Origin of the sequence: Skermania sp. ID1734, assembly GCF_007489285.1 — a bacterium.
Taxonomy (GTDB): domain Bacteria; phylum Actinomycetota; class Actinomycetes; order Mycobacteriales; family Mycobacteriaceae; genus ID1734.
In genome coordinates, this window is record NZ_VLIY01000006.1 from 134,347 (window position 1) to 149,028 (window position 14,682).

Genomic DNA, 14,682 nt, shown 5'->3' on the forward strand with positions numbered 1-14,682 from the left:
ACCTCCAGGCTAGGCGGGTACCTCCACGAGCGGGTACACGCCATTCTCATCGTGTACCTCGCGGCCTGTCACGGGTGGATTGAAAACACACAGCATCCGCATCTGGGTCCGCGGCTCGACGCGGTGCCGTTCGTGGCCGTTGAGCAGGTACATCGACCCTGGGCCTAGCTCGTAAACCTGGTCGTTGTCGAGATCGGTCAGCGTGCCCTCGCCCTCGATCAGCCAGACCGCCTCAACGTGGTTGGCGTAGTGGAACTCGTTGACGGTGCCGGCCTTGATGGTGGTCTCGTGGAACGAGAAGCCGACGCGGTCGCCGCCGAGGATGATGCGCTTGCTGCGCCAGTTCCCGTCCTCGCTGGTGACGTCGCGTTCAGTGCCGGTGATTTCCGCGGTGGTTCGGACGATCATTCCTCGCTCCCCTCAGATGCAGACGGAACCGGTGGCGTCGGCCAGAATGCCCAGGCCGTGATCGAGTTCGTCCTCGGTGATGGTCAGCGGCGGCAGCAGTTTGACCACCTCGTCCGAGGGTCCCGAGGTTTCCGCGAGCAGTCCGTTGTCGTAGGCGAGTCGGCAGACCTTCCCGGCGTGCTCGGGGTCGGCGAACACGAGACCCTGGACCATGCCGCGACCACGGGTGGACACCCCGTCGAAGCGCCCGGCCAGGTCGGTGAAGGCGCGCTCGATGCGTGCACCCTTGGCCAGCGTCTGCTCCTGCAGCTTCGAATCCGCCCAGTACTCCGTGATCGCGGCCGTGGCGGTCACGAACGCGGGGTTGTTGCCGCGGAACGTGCCGTTGTGCTCGCCCGGGGACCAGATGTCGAGTTCCGGCTTGAACAGCGTCAACGCCATCGGCAGCCCGTAACCGCCGATCGACTTGGACAGGGTGACGATGTCGGGGGTGATGCCGGCGATCTCGAAAGAGAAGAACGGGCCGGTCCGGCCGCAACCCATCTGCACGTCGTCGACGATCAGCAGGATGTCGCGACGCGCGCACAGTTCGGCGAGAGCCTGCAGCCACTCCGGACGGGCGACGTTCACGCCGCCTTCGCCCTGCACAGTTTCCACGATCACCGCGGCGGGACGGTTGAGCCCGGAGCCCGAGTCGTCGAGCACGCGCTCGAACCACTGGAAGTCCTCGGTAACGCCGTTGAAGTAGTTGTCGAACGGCATCGGCGTGGCATGCACCAGCGGCACTCCGGCGCCCGCGCGCTTCATGGAGTTTCCGGTGACCGACAGCGCGCCGAGGGTCATGCCGTGAAACGCGTTGGTGAAGTTGACCACCGACTCGCGACCGGTGACCTTCCGCGCCAACTTCAGTGCTGCCTCAACGGAGTTGGCGCCGGTGGGGCCGGTGAACTGTACCTTGTAGTCCAAATTCCGTGGCCGCAGGATTCTTTCGGAAAACGTCTCGAGGAAATTGCGCTTGGCCACGGTGCACATGTCCAGACCGTGGGTGATGTGATCGCCGGCAATGTAGTCCAGCAGCGCCTTTTTCAGCACCGGATTGTTGTGGCCGTAGTTGAGCGCACCGGCACCGGCGAAGAAGTCGAGGTATTCCCGGCCGCTCTCATCACGGAGCCACGAACCTTGTGCGGTGTCGAAAACGGTTGGCCAATTGCGGCAGTAGCCGCGTACCTCGGACTCCAGTGCGCTAAAGATTGTCGTGTCGGGGGCAGTCATCGCTAAAATTTTCCTTCCGGTCGGTTCAGCGGCGTGATCGTATAGAGCTCTTCGGCTTCGTGTGCATCGGGAAAGTCAGTGGGCTCGAACATCTTTGACGTGGTTATCGTGGCGCCGCGGCGTCTCGCCAGCGCCGCGAACATGGCGATAGACGCCGCATTGTCCGGGCTGACGGTCGTTTCCATGCTTCGAACGCCTTGCGGCACAAGGTGGCTGACCAGCTCTTCCAGCATGGCCACGCCAATACCGTTGCCGCGCTGCGATTCATCCACCGCCACTTGCCACACGAACAGGGTGTCCGGGGCAGCCGGGCGACGGTAGCCGGTGATGAAGCCGACTACCTCGCCATCTTTTTCGGCGATCACGGTTGTGTCGGTGAAATCTCTGCACCACAACACGTACGCGTAGCTGGAGTTGGCATCGAGGACGCCTGAGTCGGTGGCCAGCCGCCACAGGTGTGCGCCGTCTGCAAGCTGCGGACGGCGCAGGTGAACCGGCGGCGCGGTTCGGTATTCCGGGGTCGCTCTCAGTTGTGCTGGAGTCATCGGGTACCCGAACGTAACAACGTCGCCGGGCGTTTTCACCTGTCTTTCCGATTTGGTCGGTACCGGCGTATACCCGTCCCAGGTGAGAGCGTAAAAGTGAGATAGCTCACAAATGCGACGGATCAGCCCTTGACGCAGAGCACCTGACGCAGCGTGGCCACCACCTCGACGAGACCGGACTGGGCAGCGATCACGTCGTCGATGTTCTTGTAGGCGGCCGGGATCTCATCGATCACGCCGGCGTCCTTGCGGGACTCGACGCCTTCCGTCTGGGCGACCAGGTCGGCCACCGTGAACTGGCGTTTTGCGGCGTTGCGGCTCATCCGGCGGCCCGCTCCGTGCGCTGCGGACTGGAACGACGCCGGGTTGCCCTTGCCGCGAACCACGTAGGACCGGGTGCCCATGGAGCCGGGGATGAGCGCCAGGTCGCCCACGCCCGCACGCACGGCGCCCTTGCGGGTCACCAGCATCGGCACGCCGTCGATCAACTCCTCCGCCACATAGTTGTGGTGGCAGGAGATGGGCTGCTCGAAGCGCACCTGCGGGAACTCCTTGCGGACCTGCGCGCAGATGAGCGCCAGCATCACTGCGCGGTTGCGCGCGGCGTACTCCTGGGCCCAGTTGAGGTCGCGACGATAGGCGGCCATTTCCGGAGTCCCGGCTAGAAAGACGGCCAGGTCGCGGTCCGGCAGGTCTTTGTTCTGCGGCAGCGACTGCGCGATCCGGATGTGTCGCTCGGCCAGTTCCTTGCCGATGTTGCGGCTGCCTGAATGCAGCAACACCCACACGTGATCCTCGGTGTCCAGGCAGACCTCGATGAAGTGGTTGCCGCCGCCGAGCGTGCCCATTTGCTTGTGCGCCTTGGATTCGCGACCCGCGACTCCAGCATCGAGGTCGCCGAAACTCGCCCAGAACCGCTCCCAGCCGCCGCGAGTGCGGGTCAGCTCGTAACGCCGAACATCCACCGGCTCCCGGTGCGCCGCGAACCCCACCGGCACCGCCGCCTCTATACGGCGGCGCAGCCGACGCAGATCGTCGGGCAGGTCCGCGGCTGTGAGGCTGGTCTTGACGCTTTCCATGCCGCAACCGATGTCGACGCCGACGGCGGCGGGGGAGACCGCGTCCTTCATGGCGATCACCGAACCGACGGTTGCGCCCTTGCCCAGGTGTACATCGGGCATCACCCGAACGCCGTGCACCCACTGCAGCGCGGCGATGTTGCGCAGCTGCTGCAGTGCGGCTGGCTCGATGTCGTCCTCGGTGGCCCACATCAATGTCTGAGCGCGCGCGCCGCGCAGCTCGACGGGCAGCATGGTGAGAATCCTTTCGGCAGTGGTGTTTACGCGTTGTCGCGTAGTACCACGCTAGGCCGTGCCCAATTGCGGCGCATCCGAATTTTCTCCGTGCGGAACCGCCTCTACAGCAGCGCTTCGATGTCCTTGCGCTGCGGCAGCGAGACCGCCGCACCGAGCTTGGTGCTCGCCAGCGCGCCAGCCGCGCACGCCCAGCGCAGCGCCGTTTCGGGGCCGCGCTGCCAGAACGCGGCCAGCACGCCGGTGAACGCGTCACCGGCGGCGGTGGTGTCGACGACATTGACCGGCAGGGTCGGCACGGACAGTTCGGTGCCGTCGGGTCCGCGGTAGTGCGCGCCGCGGGCGCCGAGTGTGGTGATCACGTGTGGAACGGTGTCCACGGTGGCGGATCCGAGTGCCCGGGCCTCGCCCGCGTTGACTACCAGCACGTCGACGCTGTCGCTGAGCGCACCGGGAAGTTGTTGCACTGGTGAGGGATTGAGCAGAGTCGTCACCGCGTGTGCGCGAGCGTGTCGGATCGCGGTCGTCACCGTGGCGAGCGGGATCTCGAGTTCGCAGACAAGCAGATCGGCGTTGGCAATCAGATCGAGTTCATCCGGGGACAACGACGTCAACGTCGAATTCGCGTTGCCCACCACGATGATCCGGTTCTCACCCGCGCCGTCGACAGTAATCATTGCGACGCCGCTGGGGCCGGGCACCTCCCGCAGGAATTCGGTGCCCACCTCGTTGTCGACCAGCGTTTGACGAAGTTCGAGAGCAAACAGGTCGTCGCCGACCGCGCCGACGAACTCGACGTCCGCACCGGCGCGCGCCGCCGCGATCGCCTTATTGGAGCCCTTGCCGCCCGCGATGGTGGCGAAGGAATTACCGGCGACGGTCTCACCCGCACTCGGCAACCGGTCGGTGCTGACCACGAGATCCATGTTGGCGCTGCCGAGAACCACAATCCGCGCCGAGGGAACGGGGGCGTCCATAAAGGCAGGTTAGCCCCGTTTGGGAGGTCTTGGCCCACGGCGCGCCGACCGGCTGAACCGAGGGTAGCTACCCTTGGTTCATGACCGCAGCAACCCCTTCTACGCAGGTGAATGCGCCAGCGCAGGCCGATGCCATTCGCGAGGCTGTGCACGAGGCAGCCCGCCGCGCCCGGATCGCCTCGCGGGTACTGGCCCAGCTGACGACGGCGGACAAGAACGCGGCGCTGCACGCGGCCGCGGACGCACTGCTGGCCGACAGCGACGCTGTGCTGGCCGCCAACGCCGAGGACATCGATGCCGCGCGGGCCGCGGGTATCGAAGAGTCGTTGCTGGACCGGCTGCGGTTGACCCAGGCGCGAGTCGACGGCATCGCGTCCGGTCTGCGCCAGGTAGCCGGACTGCCCGATCCGATCGGCACCGTCGTGCGCGGTTCGACGTTGCCCAACGGGCTCGAGATCCGCCAGGTCCGAGTCCCGATGGGCGTGGTCGGCATGGTCTACGAGGCGCGCCCCAATGTCACCGTCGACGCCTTCGGATTGGCGCTCAAGTCCGGCAATGCGGTGCTGTTGCGAGGGTCGTCGTCGGCCGCGCGCTCCAACGCCGCCTTGGTGGCTGTGATGCGGCGGGCACTGGGCGAGCAGGGTGTGCCCACCGACGCTGTGCAGTTGCTTCCCGCGGAGGACCGCTCCAGCGTCACCCATCTGATCCAGGCGCGCGGCCTGGTCGACGTCGTCATCCCGCGCGGCGGTGCGGGCCTGATCAGCGCGGTGGTGCGCGATGCGACCGTGCCGACCATCGAGACCGGTACCGGCAACTGCCATGTGTATGTGCATTCGGCCGCCGATCTCGACATGGCCGAGCGAATTCTGTTGAACTCCAAGACGCGCCGGCCCAGCGTGTGCAACGCGGCGGAGACCGTCCTGGTCGACGAGGCGATCGCCGGTGAGGCGGTACCGCGGCTCATCGAGGCCCTCGAGCGGCATAGCGTCACCGTCCACGGCGATCTGCCAGGGCTGGTCCCGGCCAACGAAAAAGACTGGGCAGATGAGTATTTGACCCTCGATATCGCACTGAAGGTGGTCGGCGGGATCGACGAGGCCGTCGATCACATCAACACCTGGGGTACTGGCCACACCGAGGCGATCGTCACCGGCGACCTTGCGGCGGCACGCGATTTCAGCGCCCGGGTCGACGCAGCCGCGGTGATGGTCAACGCGTCCACCGCATTCACCGACGGCGAGCAGTTCGGCTTCGGGGCGGAGATCGGCATTTCCACCCAGAAACTGCACGCGCGCGGGCCGATGGGGCTGCCCGAACTGACCTCCACCAAGTGGATCGTCTGGGGCGACGGCCAGACCCGGCCGGCGTGATTCGGAGCATCTTGTGACTCTCGCTGCCACCGCGCCTTCGTTTACCTCGGTCGATGATGTCGTCGAAAAGCTTGCCACCACGGGCTATCTCGCCGACCGGTCGACCGCCACCGCAGTGTTCCTGGCCGACCGGCTCGGTAAGCCGCTGCTGGTGGAAGGCCCGGCGGGAGTGGGCAAAACCGAACTGGCCCGCGCCGTCGCCCAAGCGACCGGGGCCGGGTTGGTGCGGTTGCAGTGCTACGAGGGCGTCGACGAGGCGCGGGCGCTGTACGAGTGGAACCACGCGAAGCAGATTTTGCGCATCCAGGCTTCTTGGGCGAGCGCAGCGACGGGGAATGATACAGAGGAAAACAGCTGGGAGGAAACGAAATCCGACGTTTTCTCCGAAGAGTTTCTGCTTGCGCGGCCGCTGCTCACCGCGATTCGGCGCGACGAGCCAACCGTGTTGCTGATCGACGAGACCGACAAAGCCGACGTCGAGATCGAGGGTCTGTTGCTCGAGGTGCTCAGCGACTTCGCGGTGACCGTGCCCGAACTCGGAACGATAACCGCCACTCGTAAGCCCTTCGTCGTGCTCACGTCGAACGCCACCCGCGAACTTTCCGAGGCGCTCAAACGCCGATGCTTGTTCTTGCACATCGACTTTCCCGATGAAGAATTAGAGCGCGAAATCCTTCGAAGCAGGGTTCCGGAACTTCCCGCCGCAGTGGCGAAACAGCTCGCGCGCACGGTGGCGGTGTTGCGTGGCATGGAACTGAAGAAGCTGCCGTCGGTGGCCGAAACTATCGACTGGGCACGGACTTTGCTCGCGCTCGGACTTGCCGACCTCGACGAGGACGCGGTCCGGGCGACCCTCGGAGTCGTGCTCAAGCATCGTGCCGATCACCTCAAGGCGCTCAAGGACCTGAAGTTGGCGTGAGCGCACCGAGTCTGCCCAACCACCTCGTCGGGTTCGTCGAGGCGCTGCGTGGGCGCGGCATCCCGGTGGGGCCCTCGGAAACCGTTGATGCCGGCCACGTTATGGCCGTCCTCGATCTGCTCGATCGTGAACAGTTGCGGGAGGGGCTCGCGTGCGCTCTGCTGCGGCGTCCGACGCACCGGGCCACGTTCGACGGGCTGTTCGACCTGTGGTTCCCCGCTGCCATCGGTCAGCGGACCATGCAGGAGGAGGTGGAACTGCCGCGCAAGCCGGACGGCAAATTCGACCTCGTCGCCGTGCGCCAGTTGCTTGCCGAACTGTTGATCGCGGACTCGCCGCAGGCCGCGGTGCTGGCCACCCAGCTCGTCGAGCAACTCGGGCAGTACCAGTCGGCGAATGGCCCGTCGTTCTCGGCGTATCAGACGCTGCGCGACGTCGCGCCGGAAACCTTACTGCGCAAGATCCTCGACGGATTGCGTTCGGGCCCCGATGATTCGGGGTTCACCGAGGAGATTGCCCGGCGGACGGCGTCGAGTCGAATCGCCGGTTTCCGTCGTGCAGTCGAGGCCGAGACAAAGCGTCGGACCGCCGAACGCCAGGGTAAGGAGCGCGTCGCCAATTACGGCGTACCGCGCCAGGCCGACGAGGTCGACTTCCTGCGTGCATCCCAAGACGAGCTGGCCCAGCTCAAACGCAGCGTGCAAACGCTGGCGCGGCTGTTGGCCAGTCGCCTGGCGGCGCGGCGGCGCCGAGCCCGTCGTGGCGAGATCGATTTGCGCAAGACGCTGCGGATGTCGATGTCCACCGGCGGCGTACCGATCAAGCTGGCCACCCGAAAGCCGCACCCGGGCCGGCCGGAGCTGGTGATCCTGTGTGATGTCTCCGGTTCGGTATCTGGGTTCAGCAACTTCACCCTGCTGCTCGTGCATGCGCTGCGCGAGCAGTTTTCCCGGGTGCGCATATTCGCCTTCATCGACAGCGTCGACGAGGTCACCCGATTCTTCGACCCCGGGGCGGACCTGACCGACGCGATGCGCCGAATCCTGAACGAGACGCGCCTGATTCGCTACGACGGGCACTCCGACTACGGCACCGCGTTCGGTGGCTTTGCCGACCACTTTGCCGATGTGGTGACCTCGCGCAGTTCGCTGCTCATCCTCGGCGACGCCCGCAACAACTACCGCGATCCGAACCTGGCGGCGCTCCGCGAGTTGGTCGGCGCGGCCAAGCACGCGTACTGGCTGAATCCGGAACCGAGAAACCAGTGGGGGACCGGTGACTCCGCCGCCGATCGGTACGCGGACGAAATCGAGATGCACGAATGCCGCAATGCCAAGCAGCTGACCGGGGTGGTGGCGGGTCTACTGCCGGTGTAGCGCCTGTTAAGTTGAAGCTGAAGGGGCCTTATGGATCCGGAGCGATGACTGTGAGGGTGGGGAAGTAGCTGCGGTACCTCCCTGCGTCCCGGGTGAGGAGTCGATAGCCACCGACTGCGGCGTGCGCTCCGATATAGAAGTCGGGCAACGGCGACCGGCGGGCCCCGCCGCGGCGGCGGTAGACGAGAAAAGCCTTGCCGGCCAAGAATCCTGCGTGATACGGCAGCGCCTCCCGGTCGAAGTCGGCTTTGGGCAACGCCGCATCGAGCTCCTCAATGGTGTCGAACCCTGCCGAAACTTCTGCATAGACAATGGGATTGATCACTAACCGGCTGGTGTCACGCGCCTCGGCCAACACGGATTGTGACCAGGCTCCCCATCTGGGGTCATCGGTGAGCACATCGAGGAGAACACTTGTGTCGACCAGCGTTGACTGTGCAGGATCAGTCATCGGCGCGCAGCAATGTCAGCAGTTCATCGGTGCTCATCGCCGTGCTTGCTTTGCCGCGCATCTTCTTAATCAGTCGAGCGCCCGGGCTCCTAGGCTTGGCCGCGCGAACAATGCGTAGGCCGTTTTCGTCGTCGATCACGTCAACTTCGTCGCCTTCCCGCAGCCCATATTTTTCGCGAAGCGCGGCAGGAATGGTGACCTGCCCTTTGCTGTTCAGCAGCACTGGCCCTCCAGTGACACGTAATACGTCAGTTACGTAATACTACTCGCACCCGCGCGGTATACCTGTCACCGATAAGCTCAACAGTCGTGAACCAGCCAGCACCCCGGCGCCTCGGCATCATGGGCGGGACCTTCGACCCGATCCATCACGGGCACCTGGTTGCGGCCAGCGAGGTCGCGCATCGGTTCAACCTCGATGAGGTCATCTTCGTGCCTACCGGCCAGCCCTGGCAGAAGCAGACGCGCGAGGTGAGCCCGGCCGAGGACCGCTATCTGATGACGGTCATCGCCACCGCGTCGAATCCGCGTTTTTCGGTGAGCCGGGTGGACATCGATCGCGGCAAGGTCACCTACACCGTCGACACCCTGCGCGATATCCGCGCCCAGCACCGCGACGCGGAGCTGTTCTTCATCACCGGCGCCGACGCGCTCGCGACCATTCTGAGCTGGCAGGATTGGGAGGAATTGTTCGACCTGGCCAACTTCGTCGGAGTCAGCCGACCCGGCTTCGAATTGGGCATCGAGCACCTCGCCGACCACTTGCACAAGTACCCGCGCCAGGCGCTGACGCTGATCGAGATACCGGCGCTCGCGATATCGTCAACAGAATGCCGCCTGCGTGCCAGCGAAAACCGACCGGTTTGGTACCTCGTTCCCGACGGGGTGGTGCAGTACATCTCCAAGCGACACCTGTATCGCTCGCCGGGCACGGTGTCGACGGCGCTGTCGGCACCGGTGAACGACGGCGGCAGAAGCCAACAAGAGTTAGGCGGAAGGTAGTTACGTGAGTGCATCCGCACAGGCCATTGAGATGTCGCGCGTCGCCGCGCTGGCTGCCGATGAGAAGTTGGCCGCCGACGTCGTGGTGCTCGACGTCTCCGAGCAGTTGGTCATCACGGACTGCTTCGTCATCGCTTCGGCCCCCAATGAGCGGCAGGTGAACGCGATCGTCGACAACGTCGAGGAGAAGCTGCGGCTGGCCGGTCACAAGCCGGTGCGGCGCGAGGGCACCCGTGAGGGTCGGTGGGCGCTGCTGGACTACATCGAGATCGTGGTCCACATCCAACACAATGAGGAACGCGACTTCTACGGGCTCGAGCGGCTTTGGAAAGACTGCCCGAAGGTTCCGGTCGACGGGATCGGGGCCGGAGTGGCCGATGGTTAGCCGAACGCGTCGGCTGCTGTTGCTTCGACACGGTCAGACCGATTGGAACGCCAGCGACCGGATGCAGGGCCAGCTGGACACCGACCTGTCCGAACTGGGCCGCACTCAGGCCAAGGACGTGGCTCGCGAGATTTCGGCAAAGGCGCCGGTCGCGGTCATATCCTCGGATCTGCGCCGGGCCTATGACACCGCCGTTGCGGTCGGTGAGGCAGCACAGCTGCCGGTACAGGTAGACGAGCGGCTGCGCGAGACGAATCTGGGCGAGTGGCAGGGCCTCAACCACGTCGAAGTCGACGAACAGTACCCGGGTGCCCGGGTGGCTTGGCGCCGCGATGCGACGATGTCCCCGCCGGGCGGCGAGAGTCGCGTCGACGTCGCCCACCGGGCCGTGCCGTTGGTGCAGGAATTGCTTGCCACGCAAGCGGATTGGGACCGGGGACCGGTGGTGCTCGTAGCGCACGGCGGGCTGGTGGCCGCGCTGACTGCGGCGTTGCTGGACCTGCCCGTGGACCGGTGGCCCGTGCTCGGCGGCCTGGGTAATGCGAGTTGGGTGCAGCTGAGTGCGCACAACGGCGGTGAGAGTCCGGACTGGCGCCTCGATGTCTGGAACGCCTCGACGAGGGTCGTCGGCGATGTCATCTAGCTCGACGGATTCCAAGCCGGTCTTGCTGGTTCTTGCCGATTCCCTCGCCTACTACGGCCCCGAGGGCGGCCTGCCGGCTGATCACGGCCGGATCTGGCCGTCCCTGGTGGCCGCCGAGCTGGGGTGGGACGTAGAGCTCGTCGCGCGCATCGGTTGGACGTGCCGGGACGCCTATTGGGCGGCGATCGGAGACCCGCGGGTGTGGGCGGCGGTGCCGCGGGCAGGGGCGGTGGTGATCGCGACCGGGGGCATGGACTCGCTGCCGTCACCGCTGCCGACGGCGCTGCGCGAACAAATCCGATACGTGCGCCCGCCGGCGCTGCGGCGGCAGGTGCGCAGCGTGTACGGCTGGCTGCAGCCGCGGCTGTCGCGGTTGGGTCGGCCGGTGGCGTTGCCGCCTCGGTTGAGTGTCGAGTATCTGGAACAGATTCGAGCGGCACTGAGCCACTTGCGCCCCGAGTTGCCCATCATCGCGACGCTGCCGGCGGTGCACAATTGCGCCTCGTATGCGCGCGTCCACGTGGGACGAGAGCCGGCGGTTCGCGCGACGACGGCGTGGGCGCGAGCGCACGATCTGCCCGTGGTCGACCTCGGTGCGGCCGTGCGCGACAACATCTTCTCCCCGGACGCCAACCCGGACGGGATCCACTGGGGCTGGGCCGGTCACGAGCGGGTGGCCGCGGCGATGTTGGCAGCGATTCGACCACGCGTTTCGATGCGGGAGCCGCTGTGGCAGTGATTGTGGTGACCGACTCGTCGGCCTGCATCGACCCGGCGGTGGCGGAGGACTTGAACATTCGGGTGGTGCCGCTGCACGTCCTTGTCGACGGCGAGACCCTGCGTGAGGGCGTGGATGACATCCCGGTCCCGCCGCGGGGTATGGCCGTCACCACCTCCGCCGCAGCGCCCGGCGAGATGACCATCGCGTTTCGACGCGCGCTGGCAATGAGTGAGGGCGACGGCGTTGTCGCGGTGCATTTGTCGCGGTTGCTGTCCGGGACGTGGGAAGCGGCGCGGCAGGCATCGTCGGAGTTCGACGGAAGCGTTCGGGTGGTCGATTCGATGAGCGCTGGCCTCGGGACCGGTTTTGCTGCGATCGCCGCAGCCCGGGTCGCGCGATCGGGCGGATCGCTGGACGAGGTGTACCAGTGCGCACTGGACGTGGCGGAGGATACGCACAGCTGGCTGGTGGTCGACCGGGTCGATGAGTTGCGTCGCGGCGGGCGGTTCGACGCCAACACCGGGCGGGTCGGCTCCGTGTTGGCCTCCCGGCTGTTGTTGCGGCTGGTCGGCGGAAAGCTCGAGCTGATCGACAAGTCCCGCACGTCGAGCAAAGCGCTGTCGAAGATGGTCGACGAAGCGGTGTCCGCGGCGGCCGTGGCGCCGGTGTCGGTCGCCGTGCAGCACGTGGCCGCACGCGAGCGCGCGCAGCGGGTGGCGGCGCAGTTGCGCAAGCGCATTCCCGAGGTTTCCGATGTGGTGATCCGGGAGTTCGGCCCGACGCTTGCCGTGCACCTGGGCGGGGGAGCGGTGGCCGCACTCGTGGTACCGCGGCGTAAAGACTGAGTCGCGCACTAGCAGCATCGACCGACAAGTTTCACCCTTCCACGGCGCCTGGGTCCGAGTTGTCCACAGCCGGTGCGGCTATCCACAGGTTTTCTCTGGGCCCAGGTCACGGGAAGGGCTGGCTCCGGCACGGTGGCTACGGTCGCGGCTATGGGGAAAACAAGTGCTCCGGATCAGCTGGAGACGACGGATGCGGTCGGTGCCGATTCCGGCCGCTTCGCCGACTGGATTCCCGAGCGTTTCCGCGGCGCCCGAGTGGATATCGGGTTGCGCGGTGTGATCAGCCTCGCGGCGGTCGGCGCGGTCGCAGCCGTCCTCACCGGCGTGGTCGTGCTACGCGGCACCCCGGCTCCTGCGCCCGCACCGCCGCTCAGCGCGGTGTCGACCGCGCCGACTTCTTCCGCCGCGCCGGCTGAATCCGGCGAGATTGTGGTCAGTGTTGTCGGCTTGGTCGAGCACGGCGGTCTCGTGCACCTGCGTCCGGGTGCGCGGGTCGCCGACGCACTGGCAGCGGCCGGCGGGGCGAAACCGGGAGCAGATCTGCTCGCCCTCAATCTCGCCCAGCGCCTTGCCGACGGACAACAGATCGTGGTCGCCGGACCCGGGTCGGGACCACCCGCCGCAGCCGGTGCGGGCGGGGGAAGTCCCGAATCTGCGACGCCGAAGGGCGGGGGAAAGGTCAACCTGAACACCGCAACGGTGGCGGATCTCGACGGGCTGCCCGGGGTCGGTCCGGTCACCGCAGCCGCAATCGTGGCCTGGCGAGATGCGAACGGCCGGTTCACCGACGTGGCCCAACTCGGTGAAGTCGACGGCATCGGTCCGGCACGGCTGGCCCGCCTGCGCGATCTGGTGGCCTTGTGACCGAATCGGCGCAGCCCGTTCGACCGCTTGACCTCCGATTGTTGCCGGCGGCGCTCACCTGCTGGACGGCTACCTGTTGTGCGGTCAATCTATCTGCGGCTGCGGCATTCTGGCTCGTCATGGCGATGCTCGTCGCCGCGCTCACCGCGGCGATAATACGACGCCGGTTCGGTGGTGCTCTCGTGATGATTGCCGCGCTAGTGCTCGGTGCCGGACTCGCCGGCACCGCAGCCTGGCGGCTGTTCGCCGCCGAACACCATCCGCTGGCGACGCTGCCCGCCGGCTCCTATGTCAATGCCGAAGTGAAGCTGAAGGATGATCCAAAGGCCTTGCCCAAGAGCAACTTCGGCGGGGCTCGCGTGACCGTTCCCGCCGAGTTGCGGTGGTTCCGCGCCGCCGGAAAGGTGTTCTCCGGTGGCGGATCGGTGGCAGTGTTTGCCCCGGCTGACGGCTGGAGCCAGCTGTTACCGGGCCAGCGCGTGGAACTTCGTGGCGTCATCGCGCCGGGAACTCAAGGCGCGCTGACGATCGCGGCGATTCGGGTCAACGGCCCGCCGGTGCGGGCGCAGCCGGCGCCGGCGATTCAGCGGTGGGCCGCCGCGCTGCGTCATCGCCTCGGTGATGCGGCGGGGCAGGCGCTTTCACCCGAGGCCGCGGGCTTGCTGCCTGCGATGGTGGTAGGTGACACGACACACCTTTCGCCGGAGCTGACTGCGCTGTTCAGGACCGTCGGGCTCAGTCATTTGTGCGTGGTCTCGGGCGCCAACGTGACCATCATCATCGGGGCGGTGTTGTTGTGTGCGCGTGGTTTGGCCATCCATCCGTGGATCGGAATTGTCTGTGCCGCTGTGGCTCTCGCCATGTTTGTGGTCGTCGCCAGGCCATCGCCGAGCGTGCTGCGAGCGGCGGTCATGGGAGGAATCGGGTTGGTGGGCCTCGCCTCGGGGCGGCGCAAACATGCGGTTCCCGCGCTGTGCACGGCGATAATCCTCTTGCTCGCCGTCAATCCCGGGCTCGCCGTGGACTACGGTTTTGCCTTGTCGGTCATCGCGACGTTCGGTTTGGTTTTACTCGCGCCGAGTTGGGCGGACTGGCTTATTGCGCGCGGCGCGTCCCGTGCGGTGGCGGAAGCAGTAGCCGTCGCTGGCGCCGCGTTCGTGGTGACACTGCCTGTGCTCGTTGCCCTTTCGGGTTCGGTGAGCACGGTGTCAGTTGCTGCAAACTTACTCGTGGGGATTGTCGTCGCACCGATCACCGTGATCGGTGCGGTGGTGGCAGTCTTGGCTTCGGTCTGGTTTCCCGCGGCGGTGCTGGTAGCGAAGCTGGCCGCGCCGATGCTGTGGTGGCTGCTGCAGGTGGCGCACCGGGGAGCGGACGTACCCGGCGCCGCCATCTCCGTACCGCAAGGGCTGCTGTCCTCGGTACTCGCCGTGGCGGCGGTGCTTGCGGTGATCGTGGGGTTGCGGTTGCGTCCGGTCCGCAGAGGCGTGGCAGCCGCGTTGGTTGGCGCGATGTTGGTTGCGATTCCGCTGTGGACCGTGCGCACCGGATGGCACACCCTGGCAGCCGACCGCATCGCCGAACTGTCGGT

General features: G+C 66.4%; 16 protein-coding genes and 1 pseudogene. 10 read left to right on the forward strand and 7 right to left on the reverse strand.

Features of this window, described 5'->3' with window-relative positions:
* Positions 1-9 precede the first annotated feature (9 nt).
* The 5 genes from FOS14_RS09380 to FOS14_RS09400 all read right to left on the reverse strand — a co-directional run bounded on the left by FOS14_RS09380 (position 10) and on the right by FOS14_RS09400 (position 4,515).
* A complete protein-coding gene (locus tag FOS14_RS09380) occupies positions 10-408 on the reverse strand; it encodes an ectoine synthase (protein ID WP_143770025.1) in 399 nt (132 codons plus the stop codon).
* Between the two features lie 12 nt (positions 409-420).
* Positions 421-1,680, reverse strand: a complete 1,260-nt coding sequence (gene ectB, locus FOS14_RS09385; protein ID WP_143770026.1) for a diaminobutyrate--2-oxoglutarate transaminase — start codon at positions 1,678-1,680, stop codon at positions 421-423.
* 2 nt (positions 1,681-1,682) lie between these two features.
* Positions 1,683-2,225, reverse strand: a complete 543-nt coding sequence (gene ectA / locus FOS14_RS09390; RefSeq protein WP_143770182.1) for a diaminobutyrate acetyltransferase — start codon at positions 2,223-2,225, stop codon at positions 1,683-1,685.
* A 122-nt stretch (positions 2,226-2,347) separates the two neighbouring features.
* The gene (locus tag FOS14_RS09395) at positions 2,348-3,538 is read right to left on the reverse strand and encodes an RtcB family protein (RefSeq protein WP_143770027.1); all 1,191 of its coding nucleotides are present in this window, start codon (positions 3,536-3,538) and stop codon (positions 2,348-2,350) included.
* Between the two features lie 104 nt (positions 3,539-3,642).
* A complete protein-coding gene (locus FOS14_RS09400) occupies positions 3,643-4,515 on the reverse strand; it encodes a ribokinase (RefSeq protein ID WP_143770028.1) in 873 nt (290 codons plus the stop codon).
* Between the two features lie 80 nt (positions 4,516-4,595).
* Between FOS14_RS09400 and FOS14_RS09405 the strand changes: the two genes are divergently transcribed.
* From FOS14_RS09405 to FOS14_RS09415, 3 genes are read left to right on the forward strand one after another with little or no spacing between them, the layout of a single operon-like run.
* Complete coding sequence (locus FOS14_RS09405) at positions 4,596-5,885, forward strand: glutamate-5-semialdehyde dehydrogenase (RefSeq protein WP_143770029.1); 1,290 nt, start codon at positions 4,596-4,598, stop codon at positions 5,883-5,885.
* 13 nt (positions 5,886-5,898) lie between these two features.
* Positions 5,899-6,804, forward strand: coding sequence for a MoxR family ATPase (locus FOS14_RS09410; RefSeq protein WP_143770030.1), 906 nt, complete (start codon positions 5,899-5,901; stop codon positions 6,802-6,804).
* Positions 6,801-8,180, forward strand: coding sequence for a VWA domain-containing protein (locus FOS14_RS09415; RefSeq protein WP_143770031.1), 1,380 nt, complete (start codon positions 6,801-6,803; stop codon positions 8,178-8,180). The genes FOS14_RS09410 and FOS14_RS09415 overlap by 4 nt, the downstream gene beginning before the upstream one ends.
* Before the next feature lie 28 nt (positions 8,181-8,208).
* Here FOS14_RS09415 and FOS14_RS09420 read toward each other — a convergent pair whose 3' ends face one another.
* Together FOS14_RS09420 and FOS14_RS09425 are read right to left on the reverse strand one after the other, a co-directional pair.
* Positions 8,209-8,631 (reverse strand): type II toxin-antitoxin system VapC family toxin, encoded by a 423-nt coding sequence (locus tag FOS14_RS09420; protein WP_143770032.1) that lies wholly within the window; start codon positions 8,629-8,631, stop codon positions 8,209-8,211.
* A complete protein-coding gene (locus FOS14_RS09425; RefSeq protein ID WP_143770033.1) occupies positions 8,624-8,854 on the reverse strand; it encodes an AbrB/MazE/SpoVT family DNA-binding domain-containing protein in 231 nt (76 codons plus the stop codon). The genes FOS14_RS09420 and FOS14_RS09425 overlap by 8 nt, the downstream gene beginning before the upstream one ends.
* Positions 8,855-8,940: 86 nt before the next feature.
* Here FOS14_RS09425 and nadD point away from each other — a divergent pair, with 86 nt between their 5' ends.
* The 7 genes and pseudogenes from nadD to FOS14_RS25165 form a co-directional block, all read left to right on the forward strand.
* Positions 8,941-9,633 (forward strand): nicotinate-nucleotide adenylyltransferase, encoded by a 693-nt coding sequence (gene nadD / locus FOS14_RS09430; RefSeq protein WP_255450195.1) that lies wholly within the window; start codon positions 8,941-8,943, stop codon positions 9,631-9,633.
* Between the two features lie 4 nt (positions 9,634-9,637).
* Positions 9,638-10,018, forward strand: a complete 381-nt coding sequence (rsfS, locus tag FOS14_RS09435) for a ribosome silencing factor (RefSeq protein ID WP_143770034.1) — start codon at positions 9,638-9,640, stop codon at positions 10,016-10,018.
* The gene (locus tag FOS14_RS09440) at positions 10,011-10,661 is read left to right on the forward strand and encodes a histidine phosphatase family protein (RefSeq protein ID WP_143770035.1); all 651 of its coding nucleotides are present in this window, start codon (positions 10,011-10,013) and stop codon (positions 10,659-10,661) included. The genes rsfS and FOS14_RS09440 overlap by 8 nt, the downstream gene beginning before the upstream one ends.
* Entirely contained in the window at positions 10,651-11,400 is a 750-nt protein-coding gene (gene octT, locus FOS14_RS09445; protein WP_143770036.1) for a diglucosylglycerate octanoyltransferase, read from the forward strand. Before FOS14_RS09440 ends, octT begins: the two co-directional genes overlap by 11 nt.
* On the forward strand, positions 11,391-12,227 hold the full coding sequence (locus FOS14_RS09450; protein ID WP_143770037.1) for a DegV family protein: 837 nt from the start codon (positions 11,391-11,393) through the stop codon (positions 12,225-12,227). The genes octT and FOS14_RS09450 overlap by 10 nt, the downstream gene beginning before the upstream one ends.
* A 150-nt stretch (positions 12,228-12,377) precedes the next feature.
* On the forward strand, positions 12,378-13,091 hold the full coding sequence (locus tag FOS14_RS09455) for a ComEA family DNA-binding protein (protein ID WP_143770038.1): 714 nt from the start codon (positions 12,378-12,380) through the stop codon (positions 13,089-13,091).
* A 671-nt stretch (positions 13,092-13,762) separates the two neighbouring features.
* Positions 13,763-14,542: pseudogene (locus FOS14_RS25165) on the forward strand (ComEC/Rec2 family competence protein); the annotation flags it as partial.
* Positions 14,543-14,682 lie beyond the last annotated feature (140 nt).

Excerpts from the sequence above, each read along its gene's own strand:
- FOS14_RS09380 (WP_143770025.1), bottom strand. The coding sequence starts at position 408 with ATGATCGTCCGAACCACCGCGGAAATCACCGGCACTGAACGCGACGTC.
- ectB (WP_143770026.1), bottom strand. The coding sequence starts at position 1,680 with ATGACTGCCCCCGACACGACAATCTTTAGCGCACTGGAGTCCGAGGTA.
- ectA (WP_143770182.1), bottom strand. The coding sequence starts at position 2,225 with ATGACTCCAGCACAACTGAGAGCGACCCCGGAATACCGAACCGCGCCG.
- FOS14_RS09395 (WP_143770027.1), bottom strand. The coding sequence starts at position 3,538 with ATGCTGCCCGTCGAGCTGCGCGGCGCGCGCGCTCAGACATTGATGTGG.
- FOS14_RS09400 (WP_143770028.1), bottom strand. The coding sequence starts at position 4,515 with ATGGACGCCCCCGTTCCCTCGGCGCGGATTGTGGTTCTCGGCAGCGCC.
- FOS14_RS09405 (WP_143770029.1), top strand. The coding sequence starts at position 4,596 with ATGACCGCAGCAACCCCTTCTACGCAGGTGAATGCGCCAGCGCAGGCC.
- FOS14_RS09420 (WP_143770032.1), bottom strand. The coding sequence starts at position 8,631 with ATGACTGATCCTGCACAGTCAACGCTGGTCGACACAAGTGTTCTCCTC.
- FOS14_RS09440 (WP_143770035.1), top strand. The coding sequence starts at position 10,011 with ATGGTTAGCCGAACGCGTCGGCTGCTGTTGCTTCGACACGGTCAGACC.
- octT (WP_143770036.1), top strand. The coding sequence starts at position 10,651 with ATGTCATCTAGCTCGACGGATTCCAAGCCGGTCTTGCTGGTTCTTGCC.
- FOS14_RS09455 (WP_143770038.1), top strand. The coding sequence starts at position 12,378 with ATGGGGAAAACAAGTGCTCCGGATCAGCTGGAGACGACGGATGCGGTC.